Here is a 21,140-nt window from a genome sequence, read left to right on the forward strand (position 1 = left end):
CCGAACCATGACGACGATACCCCAACTGCCCACCGCCGCGAGCGTGGGGCCGACCGACCTGCTCGCTTTGTCGCAGAACAGCATGCTCTATGCCGCGAGCGTGCAGCAGGTGACCGCCGGGCTCCAGCACGAAATCAGCCTGCCGACCGGCGACCTGCTCGGGCGCAACAGCGCCGGGGCGGGAGCACCGGAGGCGGTGACGCCGGGGGCCGGGCTTGCGCTCGGTGCTGGCACGCTCGCGGCCACGGGCACCGATCATCTCGGCTTTGCGCTGCTCGGTGCGTTCTCGGCCACCGACGAGGTGGTGGTGAACGCCCAGGGCGCGCCGGGGCGGCTGCCGGTTACGGCCCTGCGCGGGCTGTTTGCCGCAGGGACCGGCCTTGCGATCGATGCCAATGGCACGCTGAGCGTCACGGCCAGTGCGATCGCGGGAGCGACCGGTCCGGCGGGGCCTGCCGGTGCTGCCGGTCCTGCGGGGCCGGCCGGTCCTGCCGGTTCGGGGTTGAATGCGCCGGGGGCGACGAATTCGGCCAGCACGATCGGCAGCGCCGATTTCGTCGCGATCTGGCAGAACGGCGCCAATGCCTGGCTCTCCTACGAGAAGCTGGTGGGCGGGCAGACGATCGATCAGCTGCCCGCGGCGGGGCCGGCGGCGGATTCCGACCTGCTGCTGGTCGCGCAGGGCGGCAACGCGCTGGCCAGCCAGAGCTTCGCGGCGATCTGGACCTATGCGGCGCAGAAGATCCCGACCATGCGCCGACAGGTCGTCGAGCTGAACAGCAACACGGTGCTCGACGCGACGACGCATAACCAGAGGGTTCTGGTGGCGAGCCAGCCGATCACCCTGACCGCCAATTTCACCAACATGGGCAGCGGGTTCACCTGCCGGGTGATCAACCTCGCCGCGGGGCCGGTGACGATGGGCACCGGCATCACCTCCGGCACCGGGGTGGCCACGTTGCCGCCCGGCACCGCGGCGGAGCTGACGGCGCTGACCTATTCCGGCGGATCGCTGGTCTGGTGGGACGGGATCGCGTTGCCGACGCCGACCATCACGGTGAACGCGCCCGGCAGCCCGGCGGCCAATGCTCCCTTTACGGTCAGTGGCGGCCTGTTCGACGAAGCCCCGACCGCGCTCGACTATTCGACGGACGGGACGAACTGGACGGCGGTGGCATCGCCGATGATCGGCGCCGGGTCGTATTCCTTTCAGGTGCCTGGATTGCCGGCGGGCAGCTACACGATCGCGGTGCGCGACCATAATGCGACTGGCGTGGTCGGCCGGAGCGCGCCGTTCAGCGTGGCGACGGCGGCGGTCGCGCTCGCGGCGGTGCCGGCCAGCGCGAGTGCGGGCGGCACGATCGCGGTGAGCGGCACCGTGGCCCCGGCGGGGACGGCGGTGCAGGTCGGGCTTTCGGCGAGTGCCACCACGCCGCCGGCCGGTTTCGTCGCCGCGACGGTCAGTGGCGGCACCTGGTCGGCCACGCTGCCGGCGGGGAGTGCGGCGGGAACGGTCTATCTCTGGGCCGAGCAGACGGCGGACGCGGCGGTGACGGCGGTATCCGGCGCGATCACGGTGACGGCGGCGACGCCTGTCGTGACGTATACGATCAACCAGCCTGCGACCATCTCGGTTGCCGCCGGATCGGGCACGATGGCGCTGAACGGCGGCATCAGCCCGGCGCAGGCGATCGCGACCCAGGTGGCGTTCTCGACGTCCAATGCCGCGCCGCCATCGGGCGGCTGGCAGGCTGCCGCGCTCATCGACAATAACGGGCTCTGGGCGCTCTACGCGACGATCCCGGCAACGGCGGGGGCGTATTACGTCTGGGTCGAGACCGCGACGGGGCAGGCGGCTTCGGTGTCCGGCTTCACGATCACGGTGACCTGAGCATGAACCTGATTTCGGTACGCCCGGCCGCGCCGCTGCGCGAGGGAACGGGGCGGTTGTTCGCCCGCGCTCAAGGTGCGGGGTCGGTGCCGGCGGGAAGCGCCTTCGCCGGACCGACGCCGGCCGCGATCGCCGGTCTGGCAGGTTGGTGGGATGCCGGCGCGCTCGGTGCCGTTCTCGATGCCAATGGCAATCCGCTGACCGCCTGGAACGCCCCTGCGGTGGCGCTGGCCGACAAGTCCGGCAACGGCGTGCCGCTGCTGCCCTTTCACATCGTGGCGGATACCGCGCCGGCGGCGATGCTGGCGGTGTCGCGGGTCAACGGGTTTCTCGGTGCGGTTGGCAGCCCGGACCCGGCGATCGCGCAATACGGGCCGACGCTCGATCCGGACTGGGGGCTGTCGCTCGCGCGGTTCGACCTCGGCAGCTTGTCGGCCTGGACGCTCTATCTCGTCTGGACCCGGCCGAACTGGCGGCAGGGCACGATCGAGGTCGACAATGCGCCGATCCCGCTGATCCATGCGATGGCGACGGGAACGACCATCATCGAGGCCGGCGGGCCGGGCGGCGGCGGGCTGACGCTGTTTCCCGGCACGGCGGCGAGTCGCGGCATCACCACGACGATCGAACGGCGGCACAGCCATGCGCTGATCCTGCGCCACACGCCGGGGACGGGCCTGGATGTGTGGCTCGACGGCACGCTGGTGGCGAGTGCTGCCGCAAATCCGCTGCCGGCGGCGGCGGCCGGCGATGTGCTGCTGTTCCACGACAATACGGTGCAGGGCTCGGCGCAGTGCTGGTTTCACGAGGCCGCCTGCTGGACCCGGGCGCTGGATGCAGCGGAGATCGCGACGCTGGTATCCGCCCAGGGGCGCTGGGTGCTGGGCGCGCGGCGGGGCGTCAACCTGCTGGTCATGGGCCAGTCGAACGCCGAGTGGTTCGTGCAGGCGGGCGGGGCGGAAGCGCTGGCGCGGGGTGTTGCGTGGTATCTCGGGGCGGCCGCGTGGGCGGCGACGTCGCTGCCGGCGGGGAATGTGGTCAGCCCGGCGCGGTATTCGATGATTGCGGGGCATCCGGTGTCCAACGCCTCGCCCCCGCTGTTCCCGCCCGGGACGGGGAATGGCACGTTCCTGACCAATCCCGGCGACGGGTCTTCGCCCGCGACCTGGGTGCTGGGGCCGGACGGGCAGGCGCTGTCGGCCTATCTGACCGGCGCGCAGGCGCTGGTCCCGGCGATGGACGAGGCGGATATCGCCTTCCTGCTCTGGCCGTGGAGCGAGCAGGACAGCACGATGCCTTACGCGAACAAGACGCTCTACAAGGAAAGTGTCAGCCGGCTCGCGGCGCTGACGCGGCAGATGCTGGGGCGGAGTGTTGCCTCGCTGCCGCTGCTGCTCTGGAGCGCCATTCCCTACGAGACCGACCAGGGTGTGCAGATGGTGCGCGAGAGCGTGCTCGACCTGTCGCTCGACCCGACACTGAACGCCGTGATCTTCGCGGCGCAGACGGCAGATTCCAACCCGCTGAACGCGGCGTGGAACCCGGCGACAGGGTTGTTCTCGGGTGGTGACCCGCAGCATCGGGACCAGCCGGACCTGTTGCGGTATGGGCGGATCGGGGCGCATGCGGCGGCGCGGGCGGCGCTGGCGATGGGGCTTTCGGATACGATTCCGGCATCCGCCGTGCCAGCAGGCGGGTTGCCGTTGGCGGGTGGCCCGTCGGTCGTGCATGCCTATCAGGCGGCGCCGGACCAGATCGTCCTGACCATCCGGCACGATGCCGGTACCGACATGAAGGTCGATCTGCAGGCGGTGAACGGCGCCGGATTCGCGGTGATGGATGGCGGCACCGTGGCAAACCCGGGGCCGATGATCCCGGCCATCGCGGCCGCGCGGGTCGATGCGACGCATGTGGCGGTGACGTTGCAGCGCGCGCCGGTGAACCCGGCAGCGTCGTGCCTGCTGTATTATCCGTATGGCAGTACGCAGATCGGCCGGGGCGATGCGGTCACGGACAATCTCGCCAGCCTTGCGCCGCCGGCCGGATGGTCGATGGCGGCGGATCTGGGGGGCGCCTTCGCCTTCGACATGCCGCTGCAGGCAACCGCCTACGGCGTTCCGCTTTCGACAACGCCGGGGTGAGCGTCATGGGTGAGGACACGATCGCGTTCCTGCGGGACGCGCTGGGGGATCTGCGCTCGGATGTCGGCATGCTTCAGGTCGAGATTGCCTCGGGACGGCGGGACATCGCCGCGATCGAGGCGCGGCATCTCGCGCTCGAGGCCTGGCGCAACCGCTTCGAGCTGCAGGTGACTGGCACGCAGGAGCGCTTCATCGACAGATCGGACGAGCTGGTGGAGGCCTTCGCGCAGTTTCGTTCGGAACTGGCGCGATTCCGCGGCGAACAGTCGGGCAGCCATCGGGTGATCATGGTGGTGATCGGCGTGATTTCGGCGGTGATCGGCAGTGTCGCCGATCACTGGCTGCGTTTCGGCGGCTGAAAGGACATTCGGATGCGACGTTTTCTGCTGGAGATCGTCTCAGATGCCGCGGGGCGGTCTGACGGGATGGCCCTGCTCTCGGTGCTGGGCGTGCTGAGCTACATTTTTCTTGGTGTGTTCGCCGTGGTGGTGCGGGGCCAGCGGTTCGAGCCCGATGCGTATGGCATGGGCCTCGGGTCGGCGATCGCCGCCGGTGCGTTCGGAATGGGGCTGAAGGCCAGGCTCGCCGGAGGTGCGCGATGCCAGCCGTGATGCTGTCGGCGCTCGGGCGGTTCGCGCCGTGGATTCTGGGCTGCCTGCTCCTCGCGGGGCTGCTGCTCTATGGCTGGCATCTCGAGGTCGCGCTGCGCGCGGCGCGGGTCGCGGTGCGCGACGGGCAGGGCACGATCGCGCGGCTGATGGCGACGAATGCGGAAAACCGCGTCGAACTCGCCCGGTTGCGCGCCGACGAGGCGGCCTGGCAGACCGCGCTGACGACGGCGGCGGCGGCGGATGCGCAAGGTGTTGCGCTTTCGCAGCAGATTTTGACGAGCGTGGCCGCCGCGCCGCCAAAACAGGATGGTCCTGTCGCCCCGGTGCTGGCGGGCGCGCTCTCGCAACTCGGGGCGGCGCAGGGTGCGGGGGCGAAGCCATGACAGGAGGTGGGTCACGGAGCGGGTTGATGCTCGCGGCCGCAGCACTGCTCGCCGGGTGTGCGGCCTCTCCGCCGCAGGTCGTCACGCGCATCAGGGTGGTGACGCCGCTGGTCCCGCCCGCACTTCTGTCGTGTCCGCCGGCGCCGGCGGTGCCGGTGGTGCAGCGCCAGTCCGCGGTGGCGACCTATGTCGCGCAGCTATGGGAGGCGGGCGAGATTTGTCGCAATCATCTGGCGGCGGTGGCCGGCGTTCTGCGCCAGCCGGGTGCCTTGCCGGCGCCGCAGCGTCAGTCGTCGGTCAGGAAGGTCTTGCGATAACGGACCTGGTCGCGCTGCTGCTGGGTGAGCGGGCCACGCAGCGCCGAGCCCCGGCCGGACAGCGAGGGGTTGGTCATGAAATATTCATGCGCGGAGACCGGCGCCTCGCCCGGCGTCACCCGCGACCAGGCGCCATCGGGGCCGAGCGTCCAGGAATCGACATTGTCGCGCAGGTCGACGGCCATGATCTGGTCGAGCACCTGGGCGTGGACCGTGGGATTGTGGATCGGCACGAAGGTTTCCACCCGCCAGTCCATGTTGCGGGCCATCCAGTCGGCGCTGGAGATGAAGACCTTGTTCTCGCGGTCGGGCATGCGCGAGCCGTTGGCGAAGACGGCGATGCGGGCGTGTTCGAGGAAGCGGCCGATGATCGACTTGACGCGGATGTTCTCCGACAGTCCGGGCACGCCGGGGCGGAGGCAGCAGATGCCGCGCACCACGCAGGAGACCGGCACGCCGGCGGCGGAGGCGCGGTAGAGATGGTCGATCAGCCGTTCGTCGACCAGCGAGTTCAGCTTGAGCCAGATGCCCGACGGGCGGCCGGCGCGCGCTGCCTCGATCTCGGCGTCGATCAGCGCGCCGATGGCGCGGCGGGTCGTGATCGGGCTGAAGACCAGCTGGTCCATCTGCTCGGGTCGGGCATAGCCGGTCATGTAGTTGAACAGGCGGGCAGCATCGCGCGTCAGTTGCAGGTCGCAGGTGAAGAAGGACAGGTCGGTGTAGATGCGCGCGGTGATCGGGTGGTAGTTGCCGGTGCCGAAATGCGCGTAGGACCGCATGGCGCTGCCCTCGCGCCGGACCACGAGCGAGAGCTTGGCGTGGGTCTTCAGCCCGAGGAAGCCGTAGACCACCTGCACGCCGGCGGCTTCGAGCGTGCGGGCGAGGCGGATATTCGCCTCCTCGTCGAAACGGGCGCGCAACTCCACCATCGCGGTGACGCTCTTGCCCGACTCGGCGGCCTCGATCAGCGCGCCGACGATCGGGGAGTCGCGGCTGGTGCGATACAGCGTCTGCTTGATGGCGACGACATTGGGATCGGAGGCGGCCTGGCGGAGGAACTGCACCACCACGTCGAAACTCTCGAACGGGTGATGGACGATGATGTCCTTGTTGCGGATCGCGGCGAAGCAGTCGCCGCCGAAATCGCGGATGCGCTCGGGGAAGCGCGGCGTGTAGACGGGAAACAGCAGCTCGGGCCGGTCGTCGACGATCATTTCCTTGAGATCGACCAGGCCAAGCATCCCTGCTTCGATGAAGAAGTGGTTTTCCGGCGCCTCCACCTCGTCGATCACGAGGCTGCGCAGGTCGTCCGGCATGTTGGCGGCGAGGGTCAGCTCGATCGCGGCACCGCGGCGGCGACGCTTCAGTGCGGTTTCATAGGACTGGACCAGATCCTCCGCCTCTTCCTCGAACTCGACATCGGTATCGCGGCAGACGCGGAACAGGCCGGAACCGGCGAGGCGGAAGCCGTGGAACAGGCGGTCGAGGAAGAGGATCACCAGATCCTCGAGCTTGATGAAGCGGATTGTCGCCGGCGACGGGTCGGGCAGGCGGATGAAGCGCCGGATCTGCGCGGGAAGCGGGATCAGCGCCCGCATCACGCCGGAATCATCCTGGCGGATCAGCTTGAGCGCAAGCACGAGGCCCATGTTCTGGACGAAGGGAAACGGGTGCGCGGGGTCGATCGCGAGCGGCGTCAGGACCGGGAAGACCCGCTCCATGAAATGCTGGTCGAGAAAGGCGCGGTCAGCCTCGTTCAGCTCGTGCGGGGCGATCACGGTCAGGCCGGCGCCCGCCAGCTCGGCCAGAACACTGCCGAGCACGCGCTGCTGGGTTTCCATCAGGGTCCGGGCGCAGCGGTTAATCTCGGCGAGCTGCTGGGTGGGCGTCAGCCCGTCCGAGGAGCGCAGGGCAACCCCGGCGCGGGCCTGGCCGATCAGCCCGGCGACGCGGACGGAGTAGAACTCGTCGAGATTGGAGGCGCTGATCGAGACGAAGCGCAGCCGTTCGAGCAGTGGGTAGCGCGGGTTTTCGGCGGCGGCGACGACCCGGGCGTTGAAGGCCAGCCACGACAGCTCGCGGTTGATGAACCGTGGGGTGCCATCGGCCAGGGCCGGCTCAACGGTGATCTCGGGCAGGGTTTCCGCGTCCATGCCCGCACATTGCCATGAAAGCCCTGACAGCTAAAGCAAAGATGTGATGGCGGCAGCCGGCAGGTCCGGCGCGCGGACGGCGGGATCGGGATCGGCCGTCTCCTCGTCCGGGTCGGCCAGTTCGTCGATCAGTCGTTCGGCGAGGCGGCGCGAGGGGGCCGTGCCGAGTGCGAGGGCGTAGCGGTCGAGCCGGGCGATCGCCTCGCGCAGTACGGCGGGGCGGCGCGGCAGCCGGTTCAGCAGGAACTGGTGCAGCGCGGGCGGCAGGTTCATCTGCCGCGCCGCGGCGAGACGATGCAGCAGCGCGTCGAGCAGGGCCGGTTCGGCCGGCTCGATGCGGATGGTCAGGCTGGCGCGCAAACGACTCGCGAGATCCGGCGGCTCGATGGGCAGACGCGCGGGCGGTGTGCGGCAGGTCATCAGCACCGAAACGGCGTCCTGGGTGGCGCGTTCGAGTGTGGCGAACAGGGCGAGCGGGGCTGCCGCGGCGTCGATATCCTCGATCACCAGCGGCGCTTTCCCGGGGCTGGCGGGGGCGCGCAGGCGCGCGGCATCGAGCCGGAGCGCACCGGTGCGGGCGGCCCAGAGCCAGACGAGGTGGGATTTGCCGCTGCCGGCCTCGCCCCAGAGGACAAGCCGGCGGTTCACCCAGTTCTCCGGCGCGGCGAGGGCGGCGCGTGCCGCCGCGTTCGACGGCGCCTCGATGAAATCGGCCGCGGCGAAGCGCTCCGGCTCGTCGAACGGCAGCGCCATCTGCCGCGGCTCGTACCCCTCGCTACGCACCGTGCCGGGGCGGGTCGAGATAGAGCGGGCTCTGCAGGTAGTGGCGCAGCCAGAACCGCGTGAGCACGCCGAGGGTTGCGGTGACGGGAACGGCGAGCAGTACCCCGAGAAAGCCGAAGGTCTCGGCTCCGGCGAACAGGGCGAAGATCACCCAGACCGAGGACAGGCCAAGCCGGTCGCCGAGGAAGCGGGGGGCCACCACGTAGTCGTTGAGCAACTGGCCGACGACGAAGATCCCGCCCACGATCAGCACATGGTCGAGCCCGCTGAACTGGCCGAGCGCGAGCACGATGGAGGAGACCGCGCCGACGATCGTGCCGACATAGGGAATGAAGGAGAGCAGGCCGGCGGTCAGCCCGATGACAAGACCGAGATTGAGGCCGGCGAGCGTCAGGGTCAGCGCGTAGAACACGCCGAGAAACAGGCAGCATATCGCCTGGCCGCGCAGCCAGGCGTTGAGGATCCGGCTGATCTCGCGGGCGAGATTGCGGATCACGCTTTCATAGGAGCGGGGCAGCCAGGAATCGAGCCGTCCCATCACCAGCGGCCAGTCGCGCAGGAAATAGAAGGCGACGATCGGCGTGATCACCAGCAGGGTGAGGATGTTGAACAGCGCGAAGCCGGTGCCGAGCACCTGCCGCGCCGCCGACCCGGCGAAATTCACGATGGCGCCGGCCTCGTTGCTGACCAGCGATTGCAGCTTGTTCGAGACGAAGCCGGAGCCGAATCGGGCCTGGATCAGGCTGATCTGGTGGGTGGTGAATTGTTGCAGCCCGGCGATCATGCCGGGCAGCTGCTGGGCGAGCAGGCTGATCTGGGCCGTGATCAGCGGGTAGAGCAGCAGCGCGCAGAGGCCGGCGCCGGCAATCATCGCGAGCAGCATGATGATCGCGCCGAGCGAGCGCGGCAGGCCGAGCCGGTTCAGGGCGGAGACCGCCGGGTCGAGGAAATAGGCAATGCCGGCGGCGGCCACGAAGGGCAGCAGGATCGCCGAGAACAGCCGTAGGAACAGGACGACGAGGATGATCCCCGCCACGATCCAGCCGAAGCGCTGCCAGCGGAAGCCGGCCTGGGGTTCGCCGGTCATGAGCGGCTGCGGCCGGCTGTGTTGCCTTGAGGCGCGCGCTGTGGTGATAACCGCGCCAACGCGATGGCCAGGGATGTCCTGGCGGGCGGGCGGGTGCCGCTGAGCAGTGTGGCCGAAGCTTTCATGAACCGAGATTAGCGCATCGGAGGCGGGCATGACCAGCAAGGACGGTTCGAACGGCGAAACCTATCGCGCCGCCGGGGTGGACATCGAGGCCGGCGATGCCCTGGTCGAGGCGATCAAGCCGCTGGCAAAGGCGACCGTGCGGGCGGGCGTGCTCGGCGGCATCGGCGGGTTCGGCGCCTTGTTCGATCCGCGCGCGGCGGGTTTCGCCGACCCGATCCTGGTTGCGACGACCGACGGGGTGGGGACCAAGCTCCGGCTGGCGATCGATACCGGCATCCACGACACCGTTGGCATCGACCTCGTGGCGATGTGCGTCAACGACCTCGTGGTGCAGGGGGCGGAGCCGCTGTTCTTCCTCGATTATTTCGCGACCGGGCGGCTCGACCCCGCGATTGCGGCGCGCGTCATCGCCGGCATCGCCGAGGGCTGCCGGCAGGTCGGCTGCGCCCTGACGGGGGGCGAGACGGCGGAAATGCCCGGCATGTATGGCGCGGGGGATTATGATCTCGCCGGCTTCGCGGTCGGCGCGGCGGAGCGCGGGCGCCTGCTGCCCGAGGGCGTGGCGCCCGGCGACATCCTGCTCGGCCTGTCCAGCACCGGCGTGCACTCGAACGGGTTTTCCCTCGTCCGCCGGATCATCGATGCTGCCGGGATCGGGCTCGACGCGCCCGCGCCCTTTGCGCCGGAGCAGACCCTCGGCGGGGCGCTGATGGCGCCGACGGCACTCTATGTCCAGCCGGTGCTGGCGCTGGCGCGGGCGGGGCTGCTCCGCGCCGCCGCCCATATCACCGGCGGCGGGCTGCCGGGCAATCTGCCGCGGGTGCTGCCCGAGGGCACCGCGGCGGTGATCGACAGGGCGTGGCCGGTGCCGCCGGTGTTCGGCTGGCTGGCGCGGACCGGGAATGTGGCCGCGGCGGAAATGCTGCGGGTGTTCAACTGCGGCATCGGCATGGTGCTGGTGATCCGCCCGGCCGACGAGGCTGCGGCGCTCGACCTGCTCGCCGGCGCGGGGGTCATCGCGCATCGTCTCGGCCAGATCACGGCCGGGACCGGGGCGCCGGAGGTGACGATCGGGCCGGCGGACACGCTCTTCGCATGAAGCGCCGCGTCGGCATCCTCATTTCGGGCCGCGGCTCGAACATGGAGGCGCTGATCGCTGCGGCGGCCGCGGCCGAGTATCCCGCCGAGATCGCCATCGTGCTGTCGAACCGCGCGGCGGCACCCGGGCTCGAGGCCGCACGGCGCGCCGGCATTCCGGCCGCGGCGATCCCGGGGCGGGATTTCGGCGCCGATCGCGCGGCCCACGAGGCGGCGATCGATGCAGCACTGCGCGAGGCCGGATGCGAGCTGGTCTGCCTTGCCGGGTACATGCGGCTGTTGACGCCTTTTCTCGTCGGGCGCTGGGCCGGGCGGATGCTGAACATCCATCCCTCGCTGCTGCCCGCCTTTCCCGGGCTCGATACCCATGCCCGGGCGCTGGCCGCCGGCGTGCGGCTGCACGGCTGCACCGTGCATCTGGTGACCGAGACGATGGACGAGGGGCCCATCCTCGCGCAGGCGGCGGTGCCCGTGCTGCCCGGCGATACCGAGTCCGCACTGGCCGCCCGCGTACTCGCGCAGGAGCATGTTCTCTACCCGCTGGCGCTGCGGGACGTCATCCGCGGCACGACGGTTCCGGCCGATCCGGCGGCCCGGCTTCTCAACCCTTGCGTTTGATGTCGGGACGTTATAGCAACTTCCAAGGTCACAAGGATGTGTAGCGACGTCGACCGCGCAGCGTTTTCCGCGTGACCGGACAAGGCTTCGGATGGTCACGCAAGGTGGCGGCGGCAAGAAAGGTTCAAGGCAGAAATGATGGCTGACACGGAACACCCGAACAAGCTGCGGATCAGTCTGGAGCAGCTTGAAGAGTCCAGCCAGACGGGCTGGAACAGCTTTTCCCGGTTCATCACGGTCACCACGATCTGCGTGATCGTCACGGTTCTGCTGATCGCCGCCTTCACCGTCTGGAGCTGACGACCCGACAAGACGGCCGGTTTCTTCTGGCGCGCCCGCCCGTGCCGTCATCTGCCTGACAGGTTCGGTTGTGAGTGAATCGACAGTTCTTAGCCCGCGCCATGCGTTGCTGGCCCTTGCCGTGGTCGCGGTGTGGGGCACCAATTTCGTCGTGATCCGCCTGGCGCTGGACCAGTTCCCGCCCTTTCTCCTTGCCGGTCTGCGCTTCGCCCTCGCTGCCGTTCCCGGCGTATTCTTCCTGAAGCGGCCACAAGTGAAGTGGTCGAATCTCGCGGCCTACGGGCTGCTCATCGGCGCTGGCCAGTTCGGCCTGCTGTTCTTCGCGATGGATGGGCGGATTTCGCCCGGCCTGGCCTCGCTGATGATCCAGACCCAGGTTTTCTTCACGATTTTCCTCTCGATGGCGCGGGTAGGCGAGCGGTTGCGGGGATTTCAGGTGGTCGCCTGCCTGCTCGCCGTGGTGGGTATCGGCGTCATCATGCTGCATCTGCATGGCGGCACCACGACCCTGTTCGGCCTGATGCTCGTCCTGCTCGCCGCCTCGTCATGGGCCGTGGGCAACATCGTCGCTCGCGAGAGCGGCGCGCGCAACGCCCTGGCCTATGTGGTGTGGTCGAGCCTGTTCGCGGCGCCGCCGCTGTTGCTGGTCGCGTTGCTGCGCCAGGGGCCGGCCGTGCTGCTGCACGCCATAACCCACGCAACGCCGGCCGGATGGGTCGCGGTGATCTGGCAGTCGGTCGGCAACAGCTGGTTCGGCTATGGCAGCTGGGCGTTCCTGCTTGCGCGCTATCCCTCCGCCACGGTCAGCCCGATGGCGTTGCTGGTGCCGGTGTTCGGGATGGCGGCGTCTGTCGTCTGGCTTGGCGAGCCGATGCCGGGCTGGAAACTGGCCGCTGCCGGGCTGGTGATCGCAGGGCTTGCGATCAGCGTGTTCTATCCGCGCTGGCGGGCCGCACGGCAGGTCCGCCCAGCCTGAGCGTATCCAGCCTGAACCAGGCCGGCCTGATCCTGGATCAGGCCGCGCCGAACGCCCAGGCGAGAATCCCCTGCTGCGCGAAAAGCCGGTTTTCCGCCTCGTCGAAGACCACTGATTGCGGGCCGTCGATCACCCCGGCGCTGACCTCCTCGCCGCGATGGGCGGGCAGGCAATGCATGAAGATCGCATCCGCCGCAGCGCGGGCCATCAGCGCCTCGTCCACCCGATAGCCGGCGAGGATGGCGTGCCGGTTTTCCGCATCCTCGTCGCTCATGCTCACCCAGGTATCGGTGGTCACGCAACGCGCACCTTCGGCGGCTTCGGCCGGGCTGGCGGTGAGCAGGATGTCGGCGCCCTGCGCGCGCGCCCAGGCCAGGGCCTCCGCGTCCGGCGGGAGTTCCGCCGGGCAGGCGAGGCGCAGCTGGAAGCCGAACCGCGCCGACGCCTCGATCCAGCTCTTGGCCATGTTGTTGCCATCGCCGATCCAGGCGATGCGCTGGCCGGCGATCGCGCCGCGCTTCTCCTCGAATGTCATCACGTCCGCCATCACCTGGCAGGGGTGCGAGCGCTCGGTCAGCCCGTTGATCACCGGCACGCTGGCATGGGCGGCGAGTTCGCGCAGCTTTTCCTCGCGGTCGGTCCGCAGCATGATGCCGTCGACATAGCGCGAGAGCACGCGGGCGGTATCCGCCACCGTCTCGCCCCGGCCGATCTGCATTTCCCGCGACGACAGCATGATCACCTCGCCGCCGAGCCGGCGCATGCCGATCTCGAAACTGACGCGGGTGCGGGTGGAGGGCTTCTCGAAGATCAGCGCCAGCGCCCGCCCGGCGAGCGGCTGGCCGAGGGCGCGGCCGGCGCGCTTGAAGCGCGTTGCGGTATCGAGCATGTGGCGCAGCGTCGGGCCGTCGATCAGCGACAGGTCGAGGAAATGCCGCGGCGAAGGGGCGGACCGCCCGGTTTTGATCGCGGCGCTCATTGTGCGGCGTCCCGCGCGCTGGAGGGCGTGCAGCGCCGCGCCGCGGCGTCGAGCCGGGCCAGCGCCTCGTCCACCTCATCCTCCCGCACGATCAGCGGCGGCACCAGGCGCAGCACGTTGTCGCCGGCGGCGACCACCAGCAGGCCCTCGGCGAGGCAGGCGCCCTGCACCTCGCCATTCGGCACCACGCACACCAGACCCTGCATCAGCCCCTGGCCGCGCGCGCCGGAAAACACCTGCCCATGGCGCGCCGCCAATGCGTCGAGCCCGGTGCGCAGCCGCTCTCCGGCCCGCGCCACCGCATCGAGGAAGCCGGGCGCCAGAATTTCATCGAGCACGGCATTGCCGGCGGCGCAGGCGAGCGGGCTGCCGCCATAGGTCGTGCCATGGCTGCCCGGCACCAGGCTCGCGGCGACGCGTTCGCCCGCGAGCAGCGCGCCCAGCGGAAACCCGCCGGCGATGCCCTTCGCGGTGCTGACCGCATCGGGCGCGATTCCGGCCCATTCATGCGCGAAGAGCTTTCCGGTGCGGCCCATGCCGCACTGCACCTCGTCGAAGCCGAGCAGCAGGCCGAACTCGTCGGCCGCGGCGCGCAGGCCGCGCAGATACTCGGCCGTCGCCGGCCGGATGCCGCCCTCGCCCTGGATCGGCTCGACGAGAATGCCGGCGGTCTCGGGGGTTATCGCATCGCGCAGCGCGTTGAGATTGTTGAACGGCACATGGTCGAACCCGTCGACCGGCGGGCCGAACCCTTCGAGATACTTGGCGTTGCCGGTCGCGCTGATCATCGCCAGGGTGCGGCCGTGGAACGCGCCCTGCGCGCAGATGACGCGGTATCGCTCGGGTTTGCCCTCGCGCGCCATGGTCTTGCGGAAAGCCTTGACCAGCGCCTCGTTGGCCTCGGCGCCGGAATTGCAGAAGAACACGCTGTCGGCGAAGCTGGCCGCGACGAGGCGGGCGGCGAGCTGCTCGGCCTGCGGCACCCGATAGAGATTCGAGACGTGAATCACCTTCGCCGCCTGTTCGGCGATCGCCCTGGTCAGGCCGGGATGGCCGTGGCCGAGCGACGATGTCGCGATCCCGGCGCCGAAATCGAGGAATCGTCGGCCGTCATCGGCCATCAGCCAGGCGCCGTCGCCATGGCTGAACGACACGTCGATCCGGTTGTAATTCGGCATGAGGGCAGGGATCATGTCGTGGTCACTTTCTTTCGCAACCACGCTATTGTGCGAAGGCGGGCCGCCAAGTCAAACGCCTTGCGGCGATATCGGCGCATGAAACCCCTCGGGCGCGGCAGGGTTGCGCTTTACGGCGGGCTGCGCGGCGTCCCGGCCCCCTCTACCGCCCGCGCCCGCGCTGCGCTACGCAAGCGGCATGACGCGCATGTCTCACGAGACGGCATCGGACACTTCGCGCCGCCGCGCCGTGGTCGATCTCGGGTCGAATTCGGTCCGCCTGGTGGTTTTCCAGGGCGAATCCCGCAACCCGATGCAGATTTTCAACGAGAAGGCGGTGCTGCGCCTGGCCCGTGGCCTGATCCGCACCGGCCAGCTCGACGATTCGGCGATGGACGAGACGGTGATGGTCATGCGCCGCTACGGCGCCATCGCCCGTGCCATGGGAGCGGCGCCGTTCGAGGCGCTGGCCACGTCCGCCGTGCGCGACGCGGCCAATGGCGCGGCGTTCGTTGCCCGGCTCGAAGCTGAAATTCCGGGTCTCAGGGTCATCGTGCTGAGCGGCGAGGAAGAGGCGCGGCTCTCCGCCGAGGGGGTTCTATGCGGCATTCCGGGCGCGGATGGCATTCTGGCCGATCTGGGCGGCGGGTCGCTCGAACTGGTCCGTCTTTCCGAGGGACGGATCGGCCCGGCCGCGACGGTGCCGGTCGGGGTGATCCGCCTCGCCGAGCGGGCGCTCGAGGACCGGACAAGGGCGCGGGCGATCGTCGCGGATGAGCTGGCCAGCGTTCCGTTTCTCGGCGAGGGCGAAGGGGGCGACCTGTATGTGTCCGGCGGCGCGTTCCGGGCGCTGGCGCGCATCCATATCGCCCAGACCGGCTATCCGCTGGCGATGGTCCATCATTACACCGTCGGGCGGGACGAGGCGCGCGACCTGTCCGCCGTGATCGGCGATGCGAGCCGCAAGCTGATCGAGCGGATGCCCGGCGTGGCGCGCAAGCGGATCGAGGATCTGCCTTACGCGGCGCTCATCCTCCGCCGTCTGCTGCGGGCGACCGGGGCAAGCCGGGTCGTGTTCAGCGCCAATGGCCTGCGCGAGGGCTGGTTTCTGCGGCAATTGCCGGAGGCGATGCGCCAGCAGGATCCGCTGATCGCCGCCGGACGTGATCTTACAGTGGGGTTGCTGCGCGACCCGGCGCTGCCGGGGGCGCTGATCGCCTGGACCGCCACGCTGTTCCCCGGCGAGCCGGCCTCGCACCGGCGGCTGCGCGAGGCGGCGTGCTGGTTCTCCGATATCGGCAATCACGAGCATCCCGAATACCGCGCCGAGCAGGCTTTCCTGCGTGTCCTGCGGCAAACCGGCGTCGGGCTCGATCACCATGCCCGCGCCTTTCTCGCCCTCACCCTTGCCCTGCGCTACGAGGCGCCGGTGGAAAGCGCGTTCCTCGCGCCCTCGCGCGCCCTGCTCGACATGGCGACGGCCCGCCGCGCCGAAACCCTCGGGGCGGCGCTGCGCCTGGCCTATACGCTGTCGGCCGGCACCCCTGCCTTGCTCGCCGCGACACGCCTGGAGCGCGACCGCGATCGGCTGGTGCTGTGTCTCGATGCCAGCAGCGGGGTTTTTGCCGGCGATCCGATCGAGCGGCGGCTGGTCCGGCTGGGCTCGCTGGTCGGGCTGGAGACGGAAATCCGGGTGGCGAAGGCGTAAGCCTTTCCACTCCGTCACGATTTTCTGGTGCTGGTGCGACGCCGGATTATCGCGCCCCCGATGCGATCGCCGACCGGTCGAGCCGGCAGGACGCCGGCACCGTGCCGTGGAACGGCAGCCAGTGTCGCGTTTCGCCGAAGATCGGCAGGCCGACATAGCCGCGCAGCGCGAGCGATCCGGCATGGTCGACATGGAATTCGGCATGATACCGCGCGCCATTGTGCGGATTGATGATGCGTCCGCGCCAGATCTTGCCGCCGGGGCGCGCTGCCGAGGGGCGGATCAGTTCGAAGCCGCACTGGCTGCGGCCCTGCCAGTCCTTGGGCATCGGGCTGCCGTGATCGAGCACGATGCCGACGATGTGCCCGCACAGCGCGGCGCTGCCATGAGCCGCGCCGCCACAACGCGCGATCTTCACGACCGCACCGCCTTCGCCCGTCAGCCAGTCACCAACGGGTGAGGCGGCCTGCGCCGCGGGCGATGCGGCGGCGATGCCGGCGAAGATTGCGAGTGAAGCGACCGGCAGGCAGCACAGCCGCGACCGGCTTCGTAAAATCCGTCGCACAATATTCAGGGCTATTGAAATCATCGGTGATTGATATGGTGAGTGCACGATGCTTTTGCTCACAAACAGTTGTCATATGTCCCATGCAGCGGCCGTTGCCATCGCATGACCGGCTGTATCCCGTTTCCTGCACTTGACTTGCAATCGTCCTGCCTGAGACGATTTGGGTGAAGGCCCTCAATGCCGGACCGCATCCGCGGCCCGCACTCCACGCAGGATCAAGCAGATGAACCGAACCCTGGCCGTTCTTGCCATGTCCGCCTCGCTGTCCGCGCTGGCCCCGGCAACGTCCCGCGCGAGCGGTGCGTTTCCAGGCGGAATCTGGACGCTCCAGGACGAAAATGCCTCGATCAGCACCCAAGCCCTGACCGATCGCTATTATGTGAACGGCGTGCATCTCGGCTGGACCTCGAATGCGGGAGAGGTTCCCGGCGCGGTTGCCGCGTTCGGCCATGCGGTGCTCGGCCAGGGCCGGCAGCGGATCAGCATCAGCCTGACCCAGAAGATCTTCACCCCGGCGGCGACGACGCTGATCAACCCGCCGGCGAACGACGAACCCTATGCCGGCTCGTTGCTGGCAAGCTTCAGCCTGATCCAGGATACCGCCGGCAGCCGGACGATCATGGGCTTCGATACCGGCGTGTTCGGGCGCGATGCGGGTGCCGAGATCGTCCAGAATACCACCCATGCGATCATCGGCCAGGGGCGGACCCATGGCTGGGCCTATCAGCTGCCGAGCGAACCTGCTTTCGACCTGTTCGCCAGCCGCATCTGGCGGTTGCGGCTGACCGCGCCGGGCGCCGGGCTGCAGGCGGATGCGTTGCCGCAGCTTTCGGCCATGGCCGGCACGACCGAAATCTATGCGGAACCGGGGGTTGTCTTCCGCCTTGGCGAGGGGCTGGATGCCGATTTCGGGGCGCCGCTCATCAGCCCGGGGCCGTCCGGCGGCGATGCCTTCAGCACCCGGCATTTCGCGTGGTATGTATTTGCCGGTGCCGGTGCCAAACTGGTCGCGCATGATGAATATCTGCAGGGCACGCTCTATCAGACCAGCCGCTCGGTGCGGCCGAACCGGGTCGTCGGTTCCTTCGAGGCCGGCGTGGCGTTGATCTGGCGCGGCGTCCGCCTGACCTATACGCAGGTGTTCCAGACCGAGCGCTTTCATGGCCAGTCCGGCGGCATTCATGAATATGGTTCTCTGGCCGCAACGGTCCGTTTCTGAGGGGCGCGCCGCGAGAATCGGCGCCGGGCCGAAAATTTTCTCTTTCCCAGTGCCGGCACGTGTGAATAGGATGAGGTTGTGAAGTTCGAAGATACGTTCATGTCAGGCGCGGATCGCAAAGGCACCGGAAACGGGCTGGGCACCGGAGTGGCGACCAGGACACGCGCGAAAACGCGTAAGCCATCGCTGTACAAGGTGCTGATGCTCAATGACGACTACACGCCGATGGAATTTGTGGTGCACGTGCTGGAGCGGTTCTTCGGCAAGAGCCGCCAGGAGGCCGAGCGGATCATGCTGCATGTGCATCGTCGCGGGGTCGGCGTCTGCGGCGTGTTCACCTATGAGGTGGCCGAAACCAAGGTGACCCAGGTAATGGATCTCGCGCGCCAGAGCCAGCACCCCCTGCAATGCACGATCGAGAAGGAATAGCGCGGTTGAGGCCGGCATTCCGGGTCGCTTCTGCGGCATGGGCGTGTTGTCCGCAGTCACCATTGCGAAAGTTTTTCGGTCTATCATGTCAGTAGTGCGACAGGCCGGGCGGAGGGCCAGACTCTCTGGCCCGGCGATGTAAACGCGGTTTCGGCCGCATCGGGCTTGACCAGGGCCGCAAGTGCGGCCCGACGGAAGTCCGGCTTGGAGAGTTTCGGATATGCTGTCTCGCAACCTTGAACAGACGCTGCATCGTGCCCTTGGTTTCGCTGCGGAACGCCGGCACGAATACGCCACGCTGGAGCATCTCCTGCTGGGCCTGATCGACGACGCCGATGCGCTCACCGTCCTGCGCGCCTGCGGTGTCGACATCGAGAGGCTGCGCCGCGAAACGACCGAATTCCTCGACAAGGAACTGGCCGGTCTCGCCACCGACCGGGGCGGCGATCCGAAGCCGACCGCCGGGTTCCAGCGCGTCGTCCAGCGCGCCGCGATCCATGTGCAGTCCTCCGGGCGGGACGAGGTGACGGGCGCCAATGTGCTGGTTGCGCTGTTCTCGGAGCGCGAGAGCCATGCGGTGTATTTCCTGCAGGCGCAGGACATGACAAGGCTGGACGCGGTCAATTTCATCAGCCACGGCATTGCCAAGTCGCCGGGGCGCTCGGCGCCGCGCACGCCCTCGGGCAGTGCGGAATCGAGCGAGGCCGAGCCCGAGCAGAAGCCAAAGCGCGGTCAGGACGCGCTGTCGAATTACTGCGTCAATCTCAACAAGAAGGCGCAGGCCGGCAAGATCGACCCGCTGATCGGCCGCGATAGCGAGATCGAGCGGACGATCCAGATCCTCTGCCGTCGCTCGAAGAACAACCCGCTCTTCGTCGGCGATCCGGGCGTCGGCAAGACCGCCATCGCCGAGGGGCTGGCCAAGCGCATCGTCGATGGCGAGGTGCCCGAAGTGCTGGCCAAGGCGACGATCTATGCGCTCGACATGGGGGCGCTGCTGGCCGGCACCCGCTATCGCGGCGATTTCGAGGAGCGGCTGAAGGCCGTCGTCACCGAGCTTGAAAACACGCCCGGCGCCGTGCTGTTCATCGACGAGATCCACACCGTGATCGGCGCGGGTGCGACCTCGGGCGGTGCGATGGATGCCTCCAACCTGTTGAAACCCGCTTTGTCCTCGGGCGCGCTGCGTTGCATCGGCTCGACCACCTACAAGGAGTTCCGGTCCTATTTCGAGAAGGACCGGGCGCTGGTTCGCCGGTTCCAGAAGATCGATGTCAACGAGCCGACGATCGACGATGCGGTGAAAATCCTGCGCGGCCTGAAATCGACCTACGAGAAGCACCACAAGGTCCGCTACACCGAAGAGGCCATCCGTGCGTCCGTGGAGCTGTCGGCAAAATACATCCATGACCGCAAGCTGCCGGACAAGGCGATCGACGTGATCGACGAGGTCGGGGCGTCCCGCATGCTGCTGCCCGAGAACAAGCGGCGCAAGACGGTCACGTTGCGGGATATCGAGGAAATCGTCGCCAAGATCGCGCGGATCCCGCCCAAATCGGTTTCCGCCGACGACAAGGAAACGTTGCGCACACTGGAGCGCGATCTGAAATCGATGGTGTTCGGGCAGGATTCGGCGATCGAGGCGCTTTCCGCCGCGATCAAGCTGGCGCGCGCCGGCTTGCGCGACGCCGAGAAGCCGATCGGCTGCTACCTGTTTTCCGGCCCCACCGGCGTCGGCAAGACGGAAGTCGCCCGTCAGCTCGCCTCGACGCTGGGCATCGATCTGACCCGGTTCGACATGTCGGAATACATGGAACGCCACTCGATTTCCCGCCTGATCGGCGCGCCGCCGGGCTATGTCGGGTTCGACCAGGGCGGCCTGCTTACCGATGCGATCGACCAGCATCCGCATTGCGTCCTGCTGCTCGACGAGATCGAGAAGGCGCATCCGGACCTGTTCAACATCCTGCTGCAGGTGATGGACCACGGCAAACTGACCGATCACAACGGCAAGACGGTCGATTTCCGCAACGTCATCCTGATCATGACGACCAATGCGGGTGCGGCCGACATGGCCAAGACCGCGATCGGCTTCGGCCGGGAGGTGCGCATCGGCGAGGACGAGGAGGCGATCAAGCGGCTGTTCACCCCCGAATTCCGCAACCGTCTCGATGCGATCATCCCGTTCTCCGGGCTGACGCCGGAAATCGTTGCCCGTGTCGTCGAGAAGTTCGTGATGCAGCTGGAGGCGCAGCTCGCCGATCGCAATGTCACGATCGAGCTCTCCTCGGCGGCGAAGGAATTCCTCGCCGAACGCGGCTATGATCCGCTCTATGGCGCGCGGCCCCTGGCCCGCGTGATCCAGGAGGAAATCAAGAAGCCGCTCGCCGAAGAGTTGCTGTTCGGCCGCCTCGCCACCGGTGGCGCGGTGAAGGTGACGGTCCGTGACGGCGAACTTGCGTTCGACATCGCGGAAGCGCCGAAACCAGCCCTGCCGAAGCCGGACGGCGATCAGGAAGAGTCGGTGCCGCCGCAGGAGGTCGATTAGAGCACGTTCCAATCCATCAGGACCGGAAAG

The 21,140-nt window shown here is 68.5% G+C and carries 20 protein-coding genes; 14 read left to right on the plus strand and 6 right to left on the minus strand.

What is annotated here, in order from left to right; all coding sequences use genetic code 11:
• Nucleotides 1–7 precede the first annotated feature (7 nt).
• The 6 genes from HUW10_RS11375 to HUW10_RS11400 are packed head-to-tail and all read left to right on the plus strand — an operon-like array spanning nt 8 to nt 5,343.
• The gene (locus HUW10_RS11375) at nt 8–1,891 is read left to right on the plus strand and encodes a collagen-like protein (RefSeq protein WP_174503608.1); all 1,884 of its coding nucleotides are present in this window, start codon (nt 8–10) and stop codon (nt 1,889–1,891) included.
• Nucleotides 1,892–1,893: 2 nt separating this feature from the next.
• On the plus strand, nt 1,894–4,032 hold the full coding sequence (locus HUW10_RS11380) for a hypothetical protein (protein ID WP_174503609.1): 2,139 nt from the start codon (nt 1,894–1,896) through the stop codon (nt 4,030–4,032).
• 5 nt (nt 4,033–4,037) lie between these two features.
• On the plus strand, nt 4,038–4,391 hold the full coding sequence (locus tag HUW10_RS11385) for a hypothetical protein (RefSeq protein WP_174503610.1): 354 nt from the start codon (nt 4,038–4,040) through the stop codon (nt 4,389–4,391).
• A gap of 12 nt (nt 4,392–4,403) precedes the next feature.
• Nucleotides 4,404–4,643 (plus strand): hypothetical protein, encoded by a 240-nt coding sequence (locus HUW10_RS11390; protein WP_174503611.1) that lies wholly within the window; start codon nt 4,404–4,406, stop codon nt 4,641–4,643.
• Nucleotides 4,631–5,026, plus strand: a complete 396-nt coding sequence (locus HUW10_RS11395) for a hypothetical protein (RefSeq protein WP_174503612.1) — start codon at nt 4,631–4,633, stop codon at nt 5,024–5,026. The genes HUW10_RS11390 and HUW10_RS11395 overlap by 13 nt, the downstream gene beginning before the upstream one ends.
• A 26-nt stretch (nt 5,027–5,052) precedes the next feature.
• Nucleotides 5,053–5,343 carry a hypothetical protein gene (locus HUW10_RS11400; protein ID WP_236656514.1) on the plus strand — a complete coding sequence of 97 codons (291 nt, stop codon included), beginning with the start codon at nt 5,053–5,055 and terminating at the stop codon, nt 5,341–5,343.
• On the opposite strand, the gene HUW10_RS11405 is transcribed toward HUW10_RS11400, so the two are convergent.
• The 3 genes from HUW10_RS11405 to HUW10_RS11415 are packed head-to-tail and all read right to left on the minus strand — an operon-like array spanning nt 5,313 to nt 9,366.
• Nucleotides 5,313–7,496: an RNA degradosome polyphosphate kinase gene (locus HUW10_RS11405; protein WP_174503614.1), complete on the minus strand. Its 2,184-nt coding sequence runs from the start codon at nt 7,494–7,496 to the stop codon at nt 5,313–5,315. The genes HUW10_RS11400 and HUW10_RS11405 overlap by 31 nt on opposite strands.
• Nucleotides 7,497–7,526: 30 nt before the next feature.
• On the minus strand, nt 7,527–8,279 hold the full coding sequence (locus HUW10_RS11410) for a DnaA ATPase domain-containing protein (protein WP_236656351.1): 753 nt from the start codon (nt 8,277–8,279) through the stop codon (nt 7,527–7,529).
• Nucleotides 8,272–9,366: an AI-2E family transporter gene (locus HUW10_RS11415; protein ID WP_174503615.1), complete on the minus strand. Its 1,095-nt coding sequence runs from the start codon at nt 9,364–9,366 to the stop codon at nt 8,272–8,274. The genes HUW10_RS11410 and HUW10_RS11415 overlap by 8 nt, the downstream gene beginning before the upstream one ends.
• 154 nt (nt 9,367–9,520) lie before the next feature.
• Between HUW10_RS11415 and purM the strand changes: the two genes are divergently transcribed.
• From purM to HUW10_RS11435, 4 genes are all read left to right on the plus strand, one after another.
• Nucleotides 9,521–10,591, plus strand: a complete 1,071-nt coding sequence (gene purM / locus HUW10_RS11420) for a phosphoribosylformylglycinamidine cyclo-ligase (RefSeq protein ID WP_174503616.1) — start codon at nt 9,521–9,523, stop codon at nt 10,589–10,591.
• Nucleotides 10,588–11,208 carry a phosphoribosylglycinamide formyltransferase gene (gene purN, locus HUW10_RS11425; protein WP_174503617.1) on the plus strand — a complete coding sequence of 207 codons (621 nt, stop codon included), beginning with the start codon at nt 10,588–10,590 and terminating at the stop codon, nt 11,206–11,208. The genes purM and purN overlap by 4 nt, the downstream gene beginning before the upstream one ends.
• A gap of 138 nt (nt 11,209–11,346) precedes the next feature.
• Nucleotides 11,347–11,508 (plus strand): hypothetical protein, encoded by a 162-nt coding sequence (locus tag HUW10_RS11430; RefSeq protein WP_174503618.1) that lies wholly within the window; start codon nt 11,347–11,349, stop codon nt 11,506–11,508.
• Between the two features lie 70 nt (nt 11,509–11,578).
• Nucleotides 11,579–12,484, plus strand: coding sequence for an EamA family transporter (locus HUW10_RS11435; protein WP_174503619.1), 906 nt, complete (start codon nt 11,579–11,581; stop codon nt 12,482–12,484).
• A 37-nt stretch (nt 12,485–12,521) separates the two neighbouring features.
• Here the strand turns inward: HUW10_RS11435 and argF are convergent, their stop codons facing one another.
• The gene (argF, locus tag HUW10_RS11440) at nt 12,522–13,463 is read right to left on the minus strand and encodes an ornithine carbamoyltransferase (protein ID WP_174503620.1); all 942 of its coding nucleotides are present in this window, start codon (nt 13,461–13,463) and stop codon (nt 12,522–12,524) included.
• Nucleotides 13,460–14,656 carry an aspartate aminotransferase family protein gene (locus HUW10_RS11445; protein ID WP_174503621.1) on the minus strand — a complete coding sequence of 399 codons (1,197 nt, stop codon included), beginning with the start codon at nt 14,654–14,656 and terminating at the stop codon, nt 13,460–13,462. Before HUW10_RS11445 ends, argF begins: the two co-directional genes overlap by 4 nt.
• 181 nt (nt 14,657–14,837) lie before the next feature.
• Between HUW10_RS11445 and HUW10_RS11450 the strand changes: the two genes are divergently transcribed.
• Nucleotides 14,838–16,346: a Ppx/GppA family phosphatase gene (locus tag HUW10_RS11450; RefSeq protein ID WP_236656353.1), complete on the plus strand. Its 1,509-nt coding sequence runs from the start codon at nt 14,838–14,840 to the stop codon at nt 16,344–16,346.
• Nucleotides 16,347–16,392: 46 nt separating this feature from the next.
• On the opposite strand, the gene HUW10_RS11455 is transcribed toward HUW10_RS11450, so the two are convergent.
• Nucleotides 16,393–16,911, minus strand: a complete 519-nt coding sequence (locus HUW10_RS11455) for a DUF2147 domain-containing protein (RefSeq protein WP_236656355.1) — start codon at nt 16,909–16,911, stop codon at nt 16,393–16,395.
• 226 nt (nt 16,912–17,137) lie between these two features.
• Between HUW10_RS11455 and HUW10_RS11460 the strand changes: the two genes are divergently transcribed.
• The 3 genes from HUW10_RS11460 to clpA all read left to right on the plus strand — a co-directional run bounded on the left by HUW10_RS11460 (nt 17,138) and on the right by clpA (nt 21,110).
• Nucleotides 17,138–18,133 (plus strand): lipid A deacylase LpxR family protein, encoded by a 996-nt coding sequence (locus tag HUW10_RS11460; RefSeq protein ID WP_174503623.1) that lies wholly within the window; start codon nt 17,138–17,140, stop codon nt 18,131–18,133.
• Nucleotides 18,134–18,232: 99 nt separating this feature from the next.
• Nucleotides 18,233–18,562 carry an ATP-dependent Clp protease adapter ClpS gene (gene clpS, locus HUW10_RS11465; protein ID WP_174504852.1) on the plus strand — a complete coding sequence of 110 codons (330 nt, stop codon included), beginning with the start codon at nt 18,233–18,235 and terminating at the stop codon, nt 18,560–18,562.
• A 220-nt stretch (nt 18,563–18,782) separates the two neighbouring features.
• Nucleotides 18,783–21,110 (plus strand): ATP-dependent Clp protease ATP-binding subunit ClpA, encoded by a 2,328-nt coding sequence (clpA, locus tag HUW10_RS11470; protein ID WP_174503624.1) that lies wholly within the window; start codon nt 18,783–18,785, stop codon nt 21,108–21,110.
• The last annotated feature ends 30 nt before the right edge of the window (nt 21,111–21,140 follow it).

Source organism: Acidiphilium sp. C61 (assembly GCF_905116885.1).
Lineage (GTDB): Bacteria > Pseudomonadota > Alphaproteobacteria > Acetobacterales > Acetobacteraceae > Acidiphilium.

Coding starts and splice junctions, on each gene's coding strand:
- HUW10_RS11390 (WP_174503611.1), top strand. CDS start 4,404: ATGCGACGTTTTCTGCTGGAGATCGTCTCAGATGCCGCGGGGCGGTCT.
- purM (WP_174503616.1), top strand. CDS start 9,521: ATGACCAGCAAGGACGGTTCGAACGGCGAAACCTATCGCGCCGCCGGG.
- HUW10_RS11385 (WP_174503610.1), top strand. CDS start 4,038: ATGGGTGAGGACACGATCGCGTTCCTGCGGGACGCGCTGGGGGATCTG.
- clpS (WP_174504852.1), top strand. CDS start 18,233: ATGTCAGGCGCGGATCGCAAAGGCACCGGAAACGGGCTGGGCACCGGA.
- HUW10_RS11415 (WP_174503615.1), bottom strand. CDS start 9,366: ATGACCGGCGAACCCCAGGCCGGCTTCCGCTGGCAGCGCTTCGGCTGG.
- HUW10_RS11375 (WP_174503608.1), top strand. CDS start 8: ATGACGACGATACCCCAACTGCCCACCGCCGCGAGCGTGGGGCCGACC.
- HUW10_RS11460 (WP_174503623.1), top strand. CDS start 17,138: ATGAACCGAACCCTGGCCGTTCTTGCCATGTCCGCCTCGCTGTCCGCG.
- HUW10_RS11380 (WP_174503609.1), top strand. CDS start 1,894: ATGAACCTGATTTCGGTACGCCCGGCCGCGCCGCTGCGCGAGGGAACG.
- purN (WP_174503617.1), top strand. CDS start 10,588: ATGAAGCGCCGCGTCGGCATCCTCATTTCGGGCCGCGGCTCGAACATG.
- HUW10_RS11430 (WP_174503618.1), top strand. CDS start 11,347: ATGGCTGACACGGAACACCCGAACAAGCTGCGGATCAGTCTGGAGCAG.
- argF (WP_174503620.1), bottom strand. CDS start 13,463: ATGAGCGCCGCGATCAAAACCGGGCGGTCCGCCCCTTCGCCGCGGCAT.
- HUW10_RS11395 (WP_174503612.1), top strand. CDS start 4,631: ATGCCAGCCGTGATGCTGTCGGCGCTCGGGCGGTTCGCGCCGTGGATT.
- clpA (WP_174503624.1), top strand. CDS start 18,783: ATGCTGTCTCGCAACCTTGAACAGACGCTGCATCGTGCCCTTGGTTTC.
- HUW10_RS11450 (WP_236656353.1), top strand. CDS start 14,838: ATGACGCGCATGTCTCACGAGACGGCATCGGACACTTCGCGCCGCCGC.
- HUW10_RS11405 (WP_174503614.1), bottom strand. CDS start 7,496: ATGGACGCGGAAACCCTGCCCGAGATCACCGTTGAGCCGGCCCTGGCC.
- HUW10_RS11445 (WP_174503621.1), bottom strand. CDS start 14,656: ATGATCCCTGCCCTCATGCCGAATTACAACCGGATCGACGTGTCGTTC.
- HUW10_RS11400 (WP_236656514.1), top strand. CDS start 5,053: ATGCTCGCGGCCGCAGCACTGCTCGCCGGGTGTGCGGCCTCTCCGCCG.